This window comes from Nitrosomonas sp., assembly GCA_031316255.1.
GTDB lineage: Bacteria > Pseudomonadota > Gammaproteobacteria > Burkholderiales > Nitrosomonadaceae > Nitrosomonas.
In genome coordinates this window covers 1,164,608-1,179,949 of record JALDQW010000001.1, presented here as the reverse complement: position 1 = coordinate 1,179,949, position 15,342 = coordinate 1,164,608, and the positions used below count along the sequence as shown (strand labels likewise).

The window sequence follows — 15,342 nt, the reverse complement described above, 5'->3', positions numbered from 1 at the left end:
CTATCATCGGCTTTAGTCAATGCCACATTGTACTCTCTGTAATTATCGCTCATGCCAACTTCAGATTTATTGCCCACAGTTGAAATAGAAACAGGTTCTGATCCCGATTATGCCGTTATCTGGCTGCATGGTCTGGGTGCGGATGGCAATGATTTTGTCCCTATAATCAATGAACTGGAATTTTCTCCCAAAAAAGGAATACGTTTCATCTTTCCGCATGCACCCATGCGACCAGTGACGATTAATGCTGGTTATGTCATGCGCGCCTGGTATGATATCCGGAGTATGAATATCAGTTCCCTGGAAGATGAAACGGGTATCAGAGATTCGCAACACGCTATTGACGCACTGATCGGTCATGAAATCAATCGCGGTATTGTTTCAAACAATATTGTTTTGGCCGGGTTTTCTCAGGGTGGCGCAATCGCACTGCAGGCCGGTCTGCGCCAAAAAAACAAACTGGCGGGTATTATGGCGTTATCATGTTATCTTCCGCTTTCTGAGACACTTTTAAACGAAGTGCATCCGGCGAATGCCTCAATCCCCATTTTTATGGCGCATGGCACATATGATGCGGTTGTTCCAGTTTCACTGGCCATTACTTCCAGGGATAAACTGTGCCAGGCCAATTACATGCCTGATTGGCACGAATACCCGATGGAACATGCCGTTTGCGCACAGGAAATCAGCGATATCGATGGTTGGTTACTTCGGGTTTTCGCGTAAGTGCGCTATCTTTACTTACGTTGTCTTAATGGAAAATAGATATGAAGCTGGCCACCTGGAACGTCAATTCATTGAAAGTTCGACTGCCTCAAGTCGTTGACTGGCTGCACGCACATCAGCCTGATGTGTTGTGTTTGCAGGAAACCAAATTAACCGATGAAAACTTCCCGCAAAATGAAATTGCTGAAGCAGGGTATCAATCCGTATTTACCGGGCAAAAAACCTATAATGGTGTTGCGATACTCAGCAAGAAGCAAGGTAAGGAAGTACTGACTGCGATACCGGGTTTTGAAGACGAACAACAAAGAGTCATTTCTGCGACTTTTGATGAGTGCCGTATAATTTGTATTTATGTCCCTAACGGCGAAGCAGTTGAATCTAAAAAATTTGATTACAAATTAAACTGGTTGCAGGCGCTTGCCGAATGGTTGCGTGATGAATTGAAAACCTATCCCAAACTGGCAGTACTGGGCGACTACAATATTGCACCGGATGACCGTGACGTTTATGATCCAAAACTCTGGGCAGGAAAAGTATTGTGTAGCCAGGCTGAAAGGGATTTTTTTGACAAACTGTTGAATCTTGGGTTCAAAGACAGTTTTCGTTTGTTTGATCAGCCTGAAAAGACCTATAGTTGGTGGGATTACCGCATGTTGGCTTTCCGCCGCAACAGGGGGCTACGTATCGATCATATTCTGTTGAGCAAGGAATTGGCTGATCACTGTAGCGCGTGTCATATTGATAAAGCAACGCGCAAACTGGAACGTCCTTCTGATCATGCGCCCGTCATCGTTGAATTATCGCGTTAGTATTTTCCAAGAATCTGCTCAAGATCGTACAAATGGAATTTTTGCCTTGCGTTAAACTCGTTTATCAACGCAAGAACAGATCTTAAGTATGAAAAAACGCTGTTTTGCAATAGAAAAAATAATGAATTGGCTATCGCCTACTTAACAACCCGCTCGAATTCGATTACGCTTGCAGTTTGATAACCGAAATTCAACTGCCGAAAAAGGTGTTCTTTGGAAGATATACCGCTTTATATCTTACTGATAATTCTATTTTTCTTATTAATTCTGTCAGGTTTTTTCTCACTTTCCGAAACCAGTATGATGGCGATCAATCGCTATCGCCTGAAGCATATGGCCAAGCAGGGGCACCGGGCTGCGCGCCTGACCAGCCGATTGCTGGACAAGACGGATCGGCTACTGGGTGTGATTTTACTGGGAAATAATCTACTCAATACCGCTTCGGCTACCCTGGTGGCAGTCATAGTCGCAATGCTTTTCGGGCAGGATGAATTGGCATTGTTAATTGGCACCATTTGCGTCACTTTCGCCATACTGATTTTCAGCGAGATTACCCCGAAAGTCATCGCAGCGGCATATCCCGAACGCATTGCTTTGTTTGCAAGTTATATTCTGACGCCTTTGCTGAAGATTCTTTATCCGGTTGTGTGGTTTATTAATTTATTTGTCACTGGGCTTTTGATGCTGTTGCGTTTAAACCCAACGCAATCGACAGCGACACAGACGATCAGCTCAGAGGAACTTAAAACACTGGTTCTGGAAGGCGGGCATTTTATCCAGAAAAAACATCAGAGCATGTTGCTTAATCTGTTTGATCTTGAAACGATTACGGTCGACGATGTTATTGTGCCGCGCAGCCGGATCGAAGCAATTGACCTGACCGCCGATGATGAAACCATACAGGAACAACTGCTGACCTGCCATCACACCCGACTACCGGTCTACCGTGAACGCATGGACAATATTGTCGGCATCATCCATATGCGAAAAGTACTGAATCACATGAAAAGCGGGCCCATTACGGCGGCCACTTTGGAAAAAATCATGCAAAAACCGTATTTCATTCCATCCGGAACACCGCTGTTTTCACAGTTGCAGCTTTTCGAGGAAAACAGGAATAGAATCGGCCTGGTTGTCGATGAGTACGGTGAATGGATGGGGCTGGTTACGCTTGAGGACATACTCGAAGAAATTATCGGCGAATTCACGACGCATGCGCCCACCCATGCAAGCACCTATCATAAGCAGGAGGATGGAAGCATTATTGTCGAGGGCAGCGCGTTATTGCGGGATTTAAACCGCAAGCTGGATACGCAGTTTCCGCTTGACGGTCCGAAAACACTCAATGGTCTGATTCTCGAATATTTACAGGAAATTCCGGAAAGCGGAACCGGACTCAATATTGCCGGTTACCCCATGGAAATTTTGCAAGTAAAAAATCAGGCGGTCAGAACAGTCAGAATTCATCCGGTTTCAATGGAAACCGAACAATAAAACACCCTCATTATCCGTTCCCGAAGTCGTCATATAAAAAATCATTTTTAATTTTAACTTCAAGTAATTTTTGTCATCTTTTCAGGTAATTTATAGTATAGAATTATCAGAATTTTTTTAGGCGCCCTGTTTAGACTTTTTATACACAATGGATAATCAAAAATTTTCCTTGCCCACAAGGGTTTATTACCAGGATACCGATGCAGGCGGTGTTGTTTATCATGCAACCCATCTTCACTTTCTGGAACGTGCGCGCTACGAATGGCTTCGGGAACTGGGCTACGATGTACATGAGTTGCTTAATACCCATAAATTGCAGTTCATGGTGCGCTCACTCGAGATAGAATATTTCAAACCCGCGATACTGGATGATCTACTTCATATCACCGTTGATGTCGTTGACATGGGACGTAGCCGCATTACTTTGGCGCAAGAAATTTTATGCAACCAGACTACTTTGGTTAAGGCAACAATCCATGTGGTATGTGTTGATACAGACACCCTTAAGCCCGTAAGAATTCCTATCAATCTACGCGAAAAAATCGAGACACCAACATGAACACACCAGTCACCCAGGATTTATCTCTTTTTTATCTGATCAGCAGTGCCAGTGTTTTTGTACAACTGGTCATGCTTATACTGTTACTGGCTTCATTGTTTTCATGGTGGTATATATTCCGGAAACTATTTGTGATTCGAAATGCCATAAAACAAAGCGATGATTTTGAGGATATTTTCTGGCGCGGCGCGGACATGAACGCGCTGTATCAGCGCGCAACCAGTTCGCGCTATACCTCTGGCAGTATGGAGCGTATTTTCGTGGCGGGATTCGGCGAATTCAGCAAGCATCCACCGGGCACGGACGTCGACATGGTTATGGATAGTACGCGCCGCGCCATGCAGGCAACGTACCAACGGGAAATGGACAGACTGGAAACACATTTGTCCTTTCTGGCAACAGTGGGTTCTGTCAGTCCCTATATCGGATTATTAGGCACGGTATGGGGAATCATGAATTCCTTTCGCAGTTTATCCAATATTTCCCAGGCAACAATTTCACATGTTGCACCCGGAATTGCAGAAGCCCTGATTGCAACCGCAATGGGTCTGTTTGCAGCCATACCGGCTGTTATTGCCTATAACCGTTATGTCAGTGATACCGAAAAACTGGCGACACGGTTCGAGAGTTTCATGGAAGAACTGTCTAATGTTTTGCAACGCAGGGCTTCCCATTAATCTGGAGTAAGAAAACACAATGGCTCGTCGCATTAAACGCCAGTTAAAGAATGAAATTAATGTCGTGCCCTATATTGATGTGATGCTGGTGTTGTTGATCATTTTTATGATCACTGCGCCCATGATCAATCCGGGGCAAATCGAATTGCCTCAGATCGGGAAATCATCCGCTGTGCCTTCCGCACCGTTGGAGGTGATGATCAAGGCCGACAACAGTCTTGCATTGCTTGACCGGGCCAAAACAAGTCTTGAAGTCCATGTGACACATCAACAGCTGATTGATGCGATCAAACAAAAACAGTCGCAAAATGCCGATCAGCCCGTCGTTATTGCCGCCGACAAAAATGTGCGTTACGAGGAAGTCATCAAGATCATGGATATTTTGCAGCAGTACCAGGTTCAAAAAGTCGGTTTGCTAACACAACCTAAATGATCAATCCTGAAAAGCCATTTTTTGTTTATTAATAGATCGGTAGTCATGATTGCAGGCCAGCCAGACAAAGCACCTTCAGAAGAACAGCGTTCAGCGCTGGCGGGAATTTTGGCATTGCTGGTGCACATTGTATTCATTGCTCTCCTGGTTTTCGGGTTTAACTGGAAAGACCGTCCGCCTGAAGGCATGATTGTAGAATTATGGCAGGATTTGTCCCAGCCCGTTCAGCCGCCGGTCGTCAAAACAACGCCGCCACCGCCTGCCCAGCCAAAACAACAGCCAAAACCTGTACCGGAGCCAAAGTCCGAACCGAAGCCGGAACCGGCCAAGGCCAGACCTGCGCCGATTAATGTTGCGCCGCCACCGCCCAGTAAGCCGGACATTGAACTAAAAGACAAAACTGAAAAACCAAAACCCGTCCAGGAAAAACCGAAACCCGATCTGGAGGAACAGAAGAAAAAAGAACAGGAAAAAGCTGAATCGGAGCGATTGAAACGCGAACAGGAAGCGCAAAAACAGCGTGAACTGGAAGCGCAGAAAAAGCGCGAATTGGAAGAACAAAAAAAACGAGAGCAGGAAGAACAGAAGAAACGAGAGCAGGAAGAACAGAAGAAACGTGAATTAGAAGCTCAGCAGAAACGGGAGCAGGAAGAAAAAGCCCGTCTCGAGGCGCAACAGGCGGCTGCGCGTGCACAAATCGCCAGTGAAATCGGAAAATACAAGGCTATGATTCTCGCTAAAATCAAAAGCAGAATCGTCATGCCGCCCGATTTACCGGGTAACCCGGTTACCGAGTTCAACGTCACGTTATTGCCAGGCGGCGATATTCTCGATGTCAGGTTGCGCAAAAGCAGCGGTTATCCCGCTTTTGACAGTGCCGTTGAGCGCGCCATTCTGCTTTCCAGGCCGCTGCCGTTGCCGCCCGACCCGGCATTATTTAATGAATTTCGGAACCTGCATGTAACCGTGCATTATTTGGAATGATTGTTATAATCCAATATTATTTTTCGAATTTTTAACGTCTTATATCTATGTCAACGCATTCTCGCACACAATTTTATTGTCTATTGACAGTATTGCTTTGGTTGGTCTGCACACCGCTGCACGCCAGACTTAATATTGAAATTTTTGGCGGCGGAACCGAACGAATCTCCATTGCAATCGTACCTTTTGCAGATGAAAACAGACTGCAGCAACGCGTCACCGATGTGGTTGCTGCCGATTTGCAGCGCAGCGGACTGTTCAGATTAATCGACCCGACCGGATTGACGCCCCATGCACCTGCGGAAGTCGTCTACAGCGACTGGACGAATCGGGGGGCGAGCGCCTTGGTTATCGGGCGCACGATTCCCATGCCCGGCGGTCAGGTGGAAATTCAGTTTCGTTTGATGGATGTGGCGAGACAGGCGCAGTTGACCGGCCTGGCAACAATTGTGCCGGTAACGCAATTACGCGCAGCCGCACATCGTATCGCCGATATCATTTACGAAGCATTGACGGGCGAAGCCGGTGTGTTCAGTACGCGTATTGCCTATGTTTTGAAACAGGGAAACAAATATGCGCTTCAGATTGCCGATTCGGACGGCTATAACGAACACTCGATTATCGAATATACGGAACCCATTATTTCGCCCGCCTGGTCGCCCAATGGCGGTCAAATCGCTTATGTTTCGTTCGAAAATAAAAAGCCGGTGGTCTATGTGCAGACGATTGCAACGCGGCAACGCAAGGCTGTCGCCAATTTTGCCGGCAGCAACAGCGCGCCTGCATGGTCGCCTGACGGTAAAACACTGGCCGTTGTGCTATCGCTGCATGGCGGTTCACAGATTTACCTGATTAACGCGGACGGCAGCGGTTTGCGGCGGCTAACCCGAAGTTCGGGTATCGATACGGAACCGAATTTCTCGCCGGACGGACGCCATATTATTTTCACTTCTGATCGCGGCGGCAGTCCTCAGATCTATCGTATTCCTGTTTCTGCGACAGAATCAACAACAGCCGAACGGCTGACATTTGAAGGCAACTATAATGTCAGCCCGGATTTCAGTCATGACGGCAAAAGCTTTGCATTTATACACCGGCATCAAGGCCGGTTTACTGTTGCAGTGCAGGATATTGCCACACGCCAGGTGCAAATTCTGACAAATTCCCAGTTTGACGAATCGCCCAGCTTTGCGCCGAATGGCAGGATGATCTTGCATGCTACAGAAATCGGAGGGCGTGGTATATTATCGGCTGTTTCTAGAGATGGTCAGACGAGGCAGCATTTATCTGTTCAGACGGGTGATATCAGGGAACCGGCTTGGGGGCCGTTGCTAAAACAAAAATGAGGTATTTGTGCGTTTAAAAAATTCGAAGATTTAAAAAAAGAGGTTCGCGTAAAAAATGATGACATAGCGTATCGTTTGATATATAAGGAAGCATTTTTGTAAGTAGTGTCGTGTTGTAGCAAATTTCGGATTTTTAGAGATGACCCTAAGATTTTTTGTTTATTATTAAAGGAGCGGTAAATGAAGACAATAGCAGGTATTTTGATCATTGGCTTATTATCAGCATGCGCCAGTCAAACGACGCAGCCTGATGTAGAAGATCGGTCAACAACAGGGGCAGATAGCGGTTATGGCGCGGATGGCAGCGCGCTGGGTTCAGGCGGTACGGGTTTTCATCCGCTGAACGATCCGAACAGCATTTTGTCACAACGCAGTGTGTTTTATGACTTTGACAGTTATACAGTAAAGAATGACTACAGACCTATGGTCATTGCGCACGCACAATATCTCCGCGACAATCCCAATGCACAGGTCATTTTGCAGGGTAACACCGATGAGCGCGGCAGCCGCGAATACAATCTGGCGCTCGGTCAACGTCGCGCCGATGGTGTAAAAAACATCATGACATTATCCGGTGCACGGGAATCACAAATTGAAGCCGTCAGCTTGGGCGAAGAAAAACCCCGCGCCTACGGCAGTAGTGAATCGGCATGGGGTGAGAACCGCCGCACGGACATACTTTATCGAGGTGAATAAAACATGTTAATACGCGTTTTCTGTCTGCTGTTATTGATCAGTAGCAATGCCAGCTATGCCGGATTATTTGGCGACGATAAAGCACGCGAACAAATCAGTGTTTTGCGTCAACAGGTTGAGGAAATGGAGACGCGTATTACCAAAATGGAAGAAGCGCTGAAAAGCCAGGCGTTGCTGGATCTTTATTCCCAGGTCGAGACGCTTGGACTGGAACTCGGCAAATTACGCGGGCAGATCGAAGTACTCTCAAATGACAACGCATCGTTGCAAAAACGGCAAAGGGATTTCTATATCGATCTGGATAACCGTTTAAGATTGATCGAAGATCCCAATGCGCCGCTTCCAACCTATACCGCCCCTACCAATGACGATTCTCCTGCCATTCCCGAACAATCGACGAACAGTATTGCCGTACCGCCCGCATCTGGTCAATCGGAGCAATCCAGTGTAGAAAACTTTGCGCCACAAGCACAGTTAACACCCGAAGCGGAAATGGCAAACGCGGAACCGCAAACAATGATTGCCGCGGTTCCCGAACATGATTTAAGACCCGCAGGTGCGACCGATAAACAGGTTTATGATACTGCTTACAGGCTTTTTACCAGTGGCGATTACAGCGGCGCCAAAGCGCAGTTTGAAGCCTTCCTGAAACATTATCCGCAATCGATTCTGGCGCCGAGCGCGGCTTACTGGGTTGGCAATGCGCTTTATGCGTTACGGGATTTTCAGGAAGCGATAGATGCCCAAAGTGCGCTGATCAACCGCTATCCGGACAGTCCCAAAGTGCCTGACGCAATGCTCAACATTGCCAGCAGCCAGAATGAAATGGCCAACAGTAAAGCGGCCAAAAAAACCCTTGAAGACCTGATTACCCGGTATCCTTTCAGCGATGCCGCCGGAAAAGCCAAGCAACGGCTGACTCAATTCTGATTTGAATTTTTCCAGCAGCAAACACACAAACCAGGCAAGGAACGACAAAACCTCAACCTTGCGTATCAGCGAGATTTTCTATTCACTACAAGGTGAAACCAGCCGCACCGGTTTGCCAACCGTATTCATCCGCCTGACAGGCTGCCCGCTGCGCTGCGGTTACTGCGATACGGCCTATGCATTTACCGGCGGAGAAAACATGGTTATTGACGTCATTCTGGAACGAATAGTCAATTACCGGACACGATATGTCACCGTCACCGGCGGCGAACCGCTCGCGCAAAAAAATTGCCCGGTACTGCTGACCGCACTCTGCGATGCGGGCTATTGCGTATCGCTTGAAACCAGCGGCGCACTCGATATATCTGGCGTTGACCCACGCGTTTGCAAAATCATGGACATCAAAACACCCGGATCGGGCGAAATGGACAAAAACCGTTGGGATAATCTGAATTATTTAACGCCGCACGATGAAATCAAATTCGTGCTGTGCGATGAAGCGGATTATCGCTGGGCATGCCGGATGATCCAGGAACACGGCCTGGACAGACGCGGTTCCGTGTTGTTCTCGCCCGTGCACGACCAGCTTGATCCAACTACTCTGGCCGGATGGATTTTATGCGATCAACTGCCTGTGCGCATGCAGATTCAGTTGCATAAACTGCTCTGGGAAGATGGGCCGGGGCGATGAACACATGAACAAAGCAACTCAACCTGAAAAAAAAGCCGTCGTACTGCTGTCCGGCGGCCTTGACTCTGCCACCGCGCTGGCGATTGCCAAAGACCGGAAATTTGATTGCTACGCGCTCAGCGTCGATTACGGTCAGCGGCATGAATCCGAACTCAATGCGGCCAGGAGCGTTGCCGCAGCAATAGGTGTTGCCGACCACAAAATCCTTACCGTCGATCTGACCGCATTTGGCGGTTCGGCGCTGACCGATACATCCATCGCTGTGCCAGTGTCAGGTGAAACAACCGGCATTCCAATTACCTATGTTCCTGCGCGCAATACCATCATGCTGTCGCTTGCATTGGCATGGGCGGAAACGCTGAATTGCCGGGATATTTTTATCGGCGTCAACGCCGTCGATTATTCCGGTTATCCCGATTGCCGTCCCGAATATATCCAGGCATTTGAAAAAATGGCCAACCTCGCGACCAAAGCCGCCATCGAGGGCGGCGCACTCACCATCCATACCCCACTCATCGATTTATCGAAGAAAGACATCATTCTGACCGGTCTGGCACTTGGCGTCGATTACAGTCTGACGGTTTCGTGCTATCAGGCCGACGAAGCTGGGCGTGCGTGCGGCGCTTGTGACTCTTGCCGGATCAGGCGGGATGGGTTTGAAGCTGCCGGTATTGCGGACATGACGTATTACCGCTCACTAACCTGAACGCATAGAGTACTGGGTCACATCCTTTTATTTATAAAAATAATCATACAGAAAATAACGCCTTAACATTGCCATTCTGGTGTCCAAATTACCGGGGCTACTTCAGCGCGAGTGGAATGATTTCATCCTGATGATCTTCAAGAAGCGCTCTAATAAAAATCAACAGAATAACCCGCAGTGACAAAAAATCCGAACCCGAAATCCGGGCAATGCAGTCAAATCAAAAGGCTCTATTACATTGAAATTTCACTAGAGGTGAAAACTAGCACATGTCGAAAACCTTTACATTTCTTAAAAATTAATTTTCATTATTCTGAAATATTCTCTAATAATCAGCAGCATAACAATATGGCATAAAAATTGCTCACTATATTTTTAAAGCATTAGGTTAATTTTTTTATTTTAATATTTTAAGAAAGGTTTATAACAATGAAAAGAAATATAAATTTGTTTACTGCACTAGCAATAGTCGGCTGTCTTATAATGCCACAAGCGCAAGCAATTACTCTAGGCACTTATACGCTGCACAATCATCCCGATGGTGGTATAGCGCCGCCGTTGTATGGTTTTCGTCTTGATGGTCTGCTGGGCGATCCAGCTAAAGAATATACTTTTGATTTTGATCATAGCGGCAGTAATATGACGCTTACTTGGGATGGCAGCAAAATTGTAATTGACGGCACTGCCTTTGGTGGTGAAGACATCGGAGGCGGTTATAAAGCAGGCACAACTGATCTATGGAATATTCATTTTGAATATAAGATTGGTATTTCACAGTCTGCCAACGGTGGATTGATCGATCTTGTCGTACATGCCGATAATCAAAATTTTGGCACGATTAGCAGTAGTTTTGGTTCATGGGAACTTGAGGATCAGTCTAATAATAATCAGAATACTGGTTTAGCGTTCCAGCTGGGTGATGAAAATGGCGGTGGTCATCGTGGTTTTTCCGGAATTTCAGGATGGGGTTGGGTTAACCATGGCGCAAATTGTATATCTGGAAGATGCGACCATATTTATTCGAGTGATTGGTTATTTACTGCCGAGAAAAATCAAGTACCTTTACCTGCAACTATTTGGCTGTTTGGCATTGGATTATTAGGTTTGACAGTACTGAACCGCGGCCGTAGCCGCATATAGTCTATTTATTGCGCGTTAAGTCATTATTCGGCAAAACGCGCAATGGGGTTCCGCGCAAAGGGGTTCGGTCTTGCATTGATACATTCTCAGATAATCGTCAGGCCTATTGAGTAGGCTATAATTCTAGATCAGACACCCCGTAGTATAAACGGATCGGTTGCCTGCTGCGTTGGAGCGTGTTGCGAGCTAAGCAGAGAGAAAAATTGAATGTTGTTTGGCAAGACACGATCCTTTGCGCCGCTCATTTGAGTATGCTTCGTATTGTATTGCAAGAAGACCTCGTTTTTTGTGTGACCCCGTTTTTGCAGTCTACGTAATGCTAATCCAATTCATTACGGCCTTCAACAGCCTCGCCTTCATGCGTTGTTCCATAGCTGTCAGTGTTTCCAGGACTCGCAGGTGCTGACGGTCCGCCACAGGCAATTAAAGCAAATGATAATAATACTGCAAACAATAATGTGAATTTCATAATATAAACCTTTTTGTAAAGAAAATATGCTTAAATCTTAATAAGCGCTATCAGTATACCTTTAAATACACTATGTAGCCATACAGAATAAAGCGGATTAAAGTTCTAAGAAAAGTAGAGGGTCTAGAATTATCTATCGCGACAACAAAAACGCAGCATGCTGCTAAACCATAGCAATCCTCGGATTCGTGCAAAAACCCAGCAGGCGGTGAAGGATCAACCGTCGCCAAAAACCTCCAAACTTTCTGGAGCGAGTGTTGTCAGTGAGGCACAAGAAGGTTTTAGCGTTACACTGACGGCCAGCAAACGTTTTCGCGTTCTCCATATGCATACCCCGAATTTTTATGGCGCCAAGATGATACGATCCGATACGGGGCTTTACACATACGTGCTGGAAGATCATGGTGCCCGAGCAATAGGGATAAATATCGTAGACCATACGCCAAAATTTATGTTGTAGTTCCCCAGACAGGGTGGTACCTGATTGATTCCTACGGCTATGGGAAAAACAAGGCTCGGCTACGTATCCAGGGCAATGGGCACTCCACTTTGGAAAACTGGGAATATGGGGCATCACCGACCTTCTACAGCCATTATGCAACAGTGGAGTATCTCGAGGAGGGCGGACATATTTTTTATTTTCAGATGGATACAATCCTAAGCGCCACCGTTGTGCTATCAAATTCCTTTACATTCTTTGAGGTATCGGTGGAGAGTTTTTAGGTCGTGTCTGTCCGAAAACTCCGTTTCTATCATTATCCAGCCTATTTTTAATTGTTCTATGAGAGATTTGGCAAGAGGATGCACAATCCGCGGGGTGTTTGAGTCTAAAATTAATTCTATGTATTAATGCAAGACCTACTGGTTGGGTTCTGATTGGGTTTGTATACAGAGCGATTGAGTGCCTATTGAGCAGATTTGGAAGTAGGGTAGATCTGCAGAAGAGACTTCATTGCACAGGGATTTTTTTCCGATTTGATAAATCAGTTTTATTGTTTCTCTGTTGACTTGTTAAAATTGTTCTTTTGTTACGCTCACAGGGAAAAAATGGCAACTAATAGCCGCAAAGCAAAGAAAAAATCGCCTCGCAAGGCTAAGACCGAGCTTAAGCTCTCACGGACGCATCTACCAGACGGTTTGACGGCGGTGGAATGGCAGCGAAGACTGCGGCGGCAGTTTGGTCGTGTGCAGCAATTTGGTCTCGTCAATCAGGGGACTGAAAAATTCTTTTCGGATTTTAAAGTTGTTAATCCGGTTTCGAACAGCAGTTATCGGGTCGCAATTCGCGGTTTGCGACCTGGTGATAATTTTTGTGCCTGTCCGGATTTTGCCACCAATGAGCTGGGAACCTGTAAGCACATTGAATTTGCGCTGGCCAAACTGGAAAAAGTGCGTGGTTTTAAAACGGCATTTGCTCGAGGTTATCACCCGGTTTTTTCTGAATTATATCTGCGTTACGATAGTGAACGAACGGTACATTTTCGTCCTGGAACCGATTGTCCGCAAAAACTATTGGACAAAGCGCGCGTGCTATTTGATGAAGCGGCAGATTGGTGTTTACCTGTGCAGCGCTATGGAGAGTTGGATAAATTTATTAATGCAGCGGTTAAATGTGTGCATGAATTGCGTACTTACGATGATGCGTTGGATTATGTTGCCGGATTGCGTGATGCTGAGAAACGGTTGCAGTTTTTAAACCAGACTTTCCCATTGGGGATAGAAGACCCGCAATGGAAGAAATTGCTAAAAGTACCACTTTATCCGTATCAGAAAGAAGGTGCTTTGTTTGCGGTACGGGCCGGACGAGCATTGATCGGTGATGAAATGGGACTGGGGAAAACCATACAGGCCATTGCGGTTACCGAGTTGCTGGCACGTTATTTTGATGTCAGTAAAGTGTTGATAGTATGTCCGACCTCGCTGAAATACCAGTGGCAGAGCGAAAATGAACGCTTTACCGGACGTGAATCGTTGGTAATCAGTGGTAATCCGGCCAAACGTCGCAAGCAGTATCAACAGGCCGGCTTTTGCAAAATCACCAACTATGAGAAGTTGCATGCCGATCTGGATTTGATAGAAGATTGGTCACCGGAACTGGTGATTGTGGATGAAGCGCAGCGGATTAAAAATTGGAACACTATTGCCTCGCGTGCACTCAAACGAATTAACAGTCCTTATGCAGTAGTGCTAACCGGCACACCACTGGAAAACAAGTTGGAAGAACTGATTTCGCTGGTGCAGTTTGTCGACCAATATCGCCTTGGACCGACTTGGAAATTGTTGTATGAACATCAGCAAAAAGATGAAACCGGCAAGGTTACAGGCTATGTTGGTTTGAACAAAATTGGCGAGACACTAGCTCCAATGATGATTCGTCGATTGAAATCTGAAGTTTTCTTACAATTACCTGAGCGGTCGGATCAGAATGTTCTCCTGCCTATGACAGCACAGCAACAACAGTGGCATCAGGAAAATGCTGAAGTCGTTGCCCGTATTGTGGCACGCTGGCGTCATAAGAAATATCTGTCTGATACCGACCAGCGTCGATTGACTTGTGCGCTGCAGAATATGCGTATGTCATGTAACAGCACATATTTGTTAGATCAGGAAACCGATCATGGGACTAAGGCCGATGAATTAATGGTACTGTTTGATGAATTGTTCGAGTACCCACAAAACAAGGTAGTGGTGTTCAGTCAGTGGGTCCGTACCCATGAAATCTTGATTCGGCGTCTTAAAACCCGGGGTATCAGCTATGTCAGTTTCCATGGTGGCATTGCATCCGAAAAGCGCCCAGAATTGATTCGGCGGTTTAAAGAAGACACCGATTGTAGAGTATTTTTATCAACAGATGCTGGCGCAACCGGACTGAATCTGCAGTTTGCCAACACTGTGGTGAATATGGACTTGCCGTGGAATCCAGCATTGTTGGAGCAGCGTATTGCTCGTATTCACCGTATGGGGCAACCGGATAAAGTGCAGGTAATTAACTATGTAGCCAAAGGTTCGATAGAAGAAGGTATGCTGTCGTTGTTGGCATTCAAGCGCTCGTTATCGGCTGGCATTCTGGATGGAGGTAGTGCTGAAATCTCACTGGGTGGATCACGTTTGAAACGCTTTATGCAAGATGTGGAAAATGCGACGGCCAATATGAGAGGCGGCGAACCGTTAGATCAGGCTGAACAGACGCCAATCCAACAAGAAGCAATCTATGAATTAAAAGAAGAAGACTGCAGCGATGCAGCTACACCGCCCAATTCAAGTCAAGATTCAGCAATAACAACAACCGCGCCGCCCGTTACTGATCCCTGGCAAGCGATTGCCCAAATTGGCGGGCAGCTTGTTGCTGCTTTGGCTTCGGCGCATAATCCTGATGCACCTGGGCACCCTTGGGTTGCGCGTGATGAACAAACCGGGACCAGTCATTTGAAAATCCCCGTTCCTCCACCTGAAACTACGCGTCAGTTGGCGGACACCTTTGCTGCGTTGGCAGAGATGCTGCGTAAGTAGTCGTCCCTTAGGATATTCTCAAGTAGATGATATTAATAATGATTATCCGGGATTTTGCTGTTTGTTGATCGTCAGAGAATGTATTAATACATGACTCAAGACGGCTAATTGGAGATCCCGTTTTTTCTTTGTGATTCTTATTTTTAAGTGTCGATTAATTTTACTGTTCACA

Annotated in this window: 16 protein-coding genes; 15 read left to right on the top strand and 1 reads right to left on the bottom strand. The window is 46.4% G+C overall.

All coding sequences use genetic code 11. From position 1 onward, the window contains the following. Window positions 1–51: 51 nt before the first annotated feature. The 13 genes from MRK00_05365 (at window position 52) to MRK00_05305 (ending at window position 11,191) form a co-directional block, all read left to right on the top strand. On the top strand, window positions 52–726 hold the full coding sequence (locus tag MRK00_05365) for an alpha/beta hydrolase (protein ID MDR4516803.1): 675 nt from the start codon (window positions 52–54) through the stop codon (window positions 724–726). A gap of 41 nt (window positions 727–767) precedes the next feature. After that, window positions 768–1,535, top strand: a complete 768-nt coding sequence (gene xth, locus MRK00_05360; protein ID MDR4516802.1) for an exodeoxyribonuclease III — start codon at window positions 768–770, stop codon at window positions 1,533–1,535. A 222-nt stretch (window positions 1,536–1,757) separates the two neighbouring features. After that, a complete protein-coding gene (locus MRK00_05355; protein ID MDR4516801.1) occupies window positions 1,758–3,029 on the top strand; it encodes an HlyC/CorC family transporter in 1,272 nt (423 codons plus the stop codon). A 148-nt stretch (window positions 3,030–3,177) separates the two neighbouring features. Further along, window positions 3,178–3,588, top strand: coding sequence for a tol-pal system-associated acyl-CoA thioesterase (gene ybgC / locus MRK00_05350; GenBank protein ID MDR4516800.1), 411 nt, complete (start codon window positions 3,178–3,180; stop codon window positions 3,586–3,588). Beyond that, complete coding sequence (gene tolQ, locus MRK00_05345; GenBank protein ID MDR4516799.1) at window positions 3,585–4,265, top strand: protein TolQ; 681 nt, start codon at window positions 3,585–3,587, stop codon at window positions 4,263–4,265. Before ybgC ends, tolQ begins: the two co-directional genes overlap by 4 nt. Window positions 4,266–4,284: 19 nt before the next feature. Further along, entirely contained in the window at window positions 4,285–4,698 is a 414-nt protein-coding gene (gene tolR / locus MRK00_05340; GenBank protein ID MDR4516798.1) for a protein TolR, read from the top strand. 21 nt (window positions 4,699–4,719) lie between these two features. Beyond that, complete coding sequence (tolA, locus tag MRK00_05335) at window positions 4,720–5,682, top strand: cell envelope integrity protein TolA (protein MDR4516797.1); 963 nt, start codon at window positions 4,720–4,722, stop codon at window positions 5,680–5,682. 47 nt (window positions 5,683–5,729) lie between these two features. Next, a complete protein-coding gene (gene tolB / locus MRK00_05330; protein ID MDR4516796.1) occupies window positions 5,730–7,028 on the top strand; it encodes a Tol-Pal system beta propeller repeat protein TolB in 1,299 nt (432 codons plus the stop codon). A gap of 180 nt (window positions 7,029–7,208) precedes the next feature. After that, entirely contained in the window at window positions 7,209–7,724 is a 516-nt protein-coding gene (gene pal, locus MRK00_05325) for a peptidoglycan-associated lipoprotein Pal (protein ID MDR4516795.1), read from the top strand. Window positions 7,725–7,727: 3 nt separating this feature from the next. Next, the gene (gene ybgF, locus MRK00_05320; GenBank protein MDR4516794.1) at window positions 7,728–8,654 is read left to right on the top strand and encodes a tol-pal system protein YbgF; all 927 of its coding nucleotides are present in this window, start codon (window positions 7,728–7,730) and stop codon (window positions 8,652–8,654) included. Between the two features lies 1 nt (window position 8,655). Continuing rightward, window positions 8,656–9,345 carry a 7-carboxy-7-deazaguanine synthase QueE gene (queE, locus tag MRK00_05315; GenBank protein ID MDR4516793.1) on the top strand — a complete coding sequence of 230 codons (690 nt, stop codon included), beginning with the start codon at window positions 8,656–8,658 and terminating at the stop codon, window positions 9,343–9,345. Between the two features lie 4 nt (window positions 9,346–9,349). After that, complete coding sequence (gene queC / locus MRK00_05310) at window positions 9,350–10,051, top strand: 7-cyano-7-deazaguanine synthase QueC (GenBank protein MDR4516792.1); 702 nt, start codon at window positions 9,350–9,352, stop codon at window positions 10,049–10,051. A 429-nt stretch (window positions 10,052–10,480) separates the two neighbouring features. Continuing rightward, window positions 10,481–11,191, top strand: a complete 711-nt coding sequence (locus MRK00_05305; GenBank protein ID MDR4516791.1) for a PEP-CTERM sorting domain-containing protein — start codon at window positions 10,481–10,483, stop codon at window positions 11,189–11,191. A gap of 319 nt (window positions 11,192–11,510) precedes the next feature. Here the strand turns inward: MRK00_05305 and MRK00_05300 are convergent, their stop codons facing one another. After that, window positions 11,511–11,660, bottom strand: coding sequence for a hypothetical protein (locus MRK00_05300; GenBank protein ID MDR4516790.1), 150 nt, complete (start codon window positions 11,658–11,660; stop codon window positions 11,511–11,513). Window positions 11,661–11,817: 157 nt separating this feature from the next. On the opposite strand from MRK00_05300, the gene MRK00_05295 reads away from it, so the two are divergent. Continuing rightward, on the top strand, window positions 11,818–12,120 hold the full coding sequence (locus tag MRK00_05295) for a hypothetical protein (protein MDR4516789.1): 303 nt from the start codon (window positions 11,818–11,820) through the stop codon (window positions 12,118–12,120). Between the two features lie 587 nt (window positions 12,121–12,707). Further along, entirely contained in the window at window positions 12,708–15,170 is a 2,463-nt protein-coding gene (locus tag MRK00_05290) for a DEAD/DEAH box helicase (GenBank protein ID MDR4516788.1), read from the top strand. Window positions 15,171–15,342: the final 172 nt, after the last annotated feature.

Bases quoted from the DNA above. Each gene is read 5' to 3' on its own strand.
- queC (MDR4516792.1), top strand. From the start codon at position 9,350: ATGAACAAAGCAACTCAACCTGAAAAAAAAGCCGTCGTACTGCTGTCC.
- MRK00_05295 (MDR4516789.1), top strand. From the start codon at position 11,818: ATGCTGCTAAACCATAGCAATCCTCGGATTCGTGCAAAAACCCAGCAG.
- tolB (MDR4516796.1), top strand. From the start codon at position 5,730: ATGTCAACGCATTCTCGCACACAATTTTATTGTCTATTGACAGTATTG.
- MRK00_05290 (MDR4516788.1), top strand. From the start codon at position 12,708: ATGGCAACTAATAGCCGCAAAGCAAAGAAAAAATCGCCTCGCAAGGCT.
- pal (MDR4516795.1), top strand. From the start codon at position 7,209: ATGAAGACAATAGCAGGTATTTTGATCATTGGCTTATTATCAGCATGC.
- xth (MDR4516802.1), top strand. From the start codon at position 768: ATGAAGCTGGCCACCTGGAACGTCAATTCATTGAAAGTTCGACTGCCT.
- MRK00_05300 (MDR4516790.1), bottom strand. From the start codon at position 11,660: ATGAAATTCACATTATTGTTTGCAGTATTATTATCATTTGCTTTAATT.
- tolQ (MDR4516799.1), top strand. From the start codon at position 3,585: ATGAACACACCAGTCACCCAGGATTTATCTCTTTTTTATCTGATCAGC.
- MRK00_05365 (MDR4516803.1), top strand. From the start codon at position 52: ATGCCAACTTCAGATTTATTGCCCACAGTTGAAATAGAAACAGGTTCT.
- tolR (MDR4516798.1), top strand. From the start codon at position 4,285: ATGGCTCGTCGCATTAAACGCCAGTTAAAGAATGAAATTAATGTCGTG.
- MRK00_05305 (MDR4516791.1), top strand. From the start codon at position 10,481: ATGAAAAGAAATATAAATTTGTTTACTGCACTAGCAATAGTCGGCTGT.
- ybgF (MDR4516794.1), top strand. From the start codon at position 7,728: ATGTTAATACGCGTTTTCTGTCTGCTGTTATTGATCAGTAGCAATGCC.
- ybgC (MDR4516800.1), top strand. From the start codon at position 3,178: ATGGATAATCAAAAATTTTCCTTGCCCACAAGGGTTTATTACCAGGAT.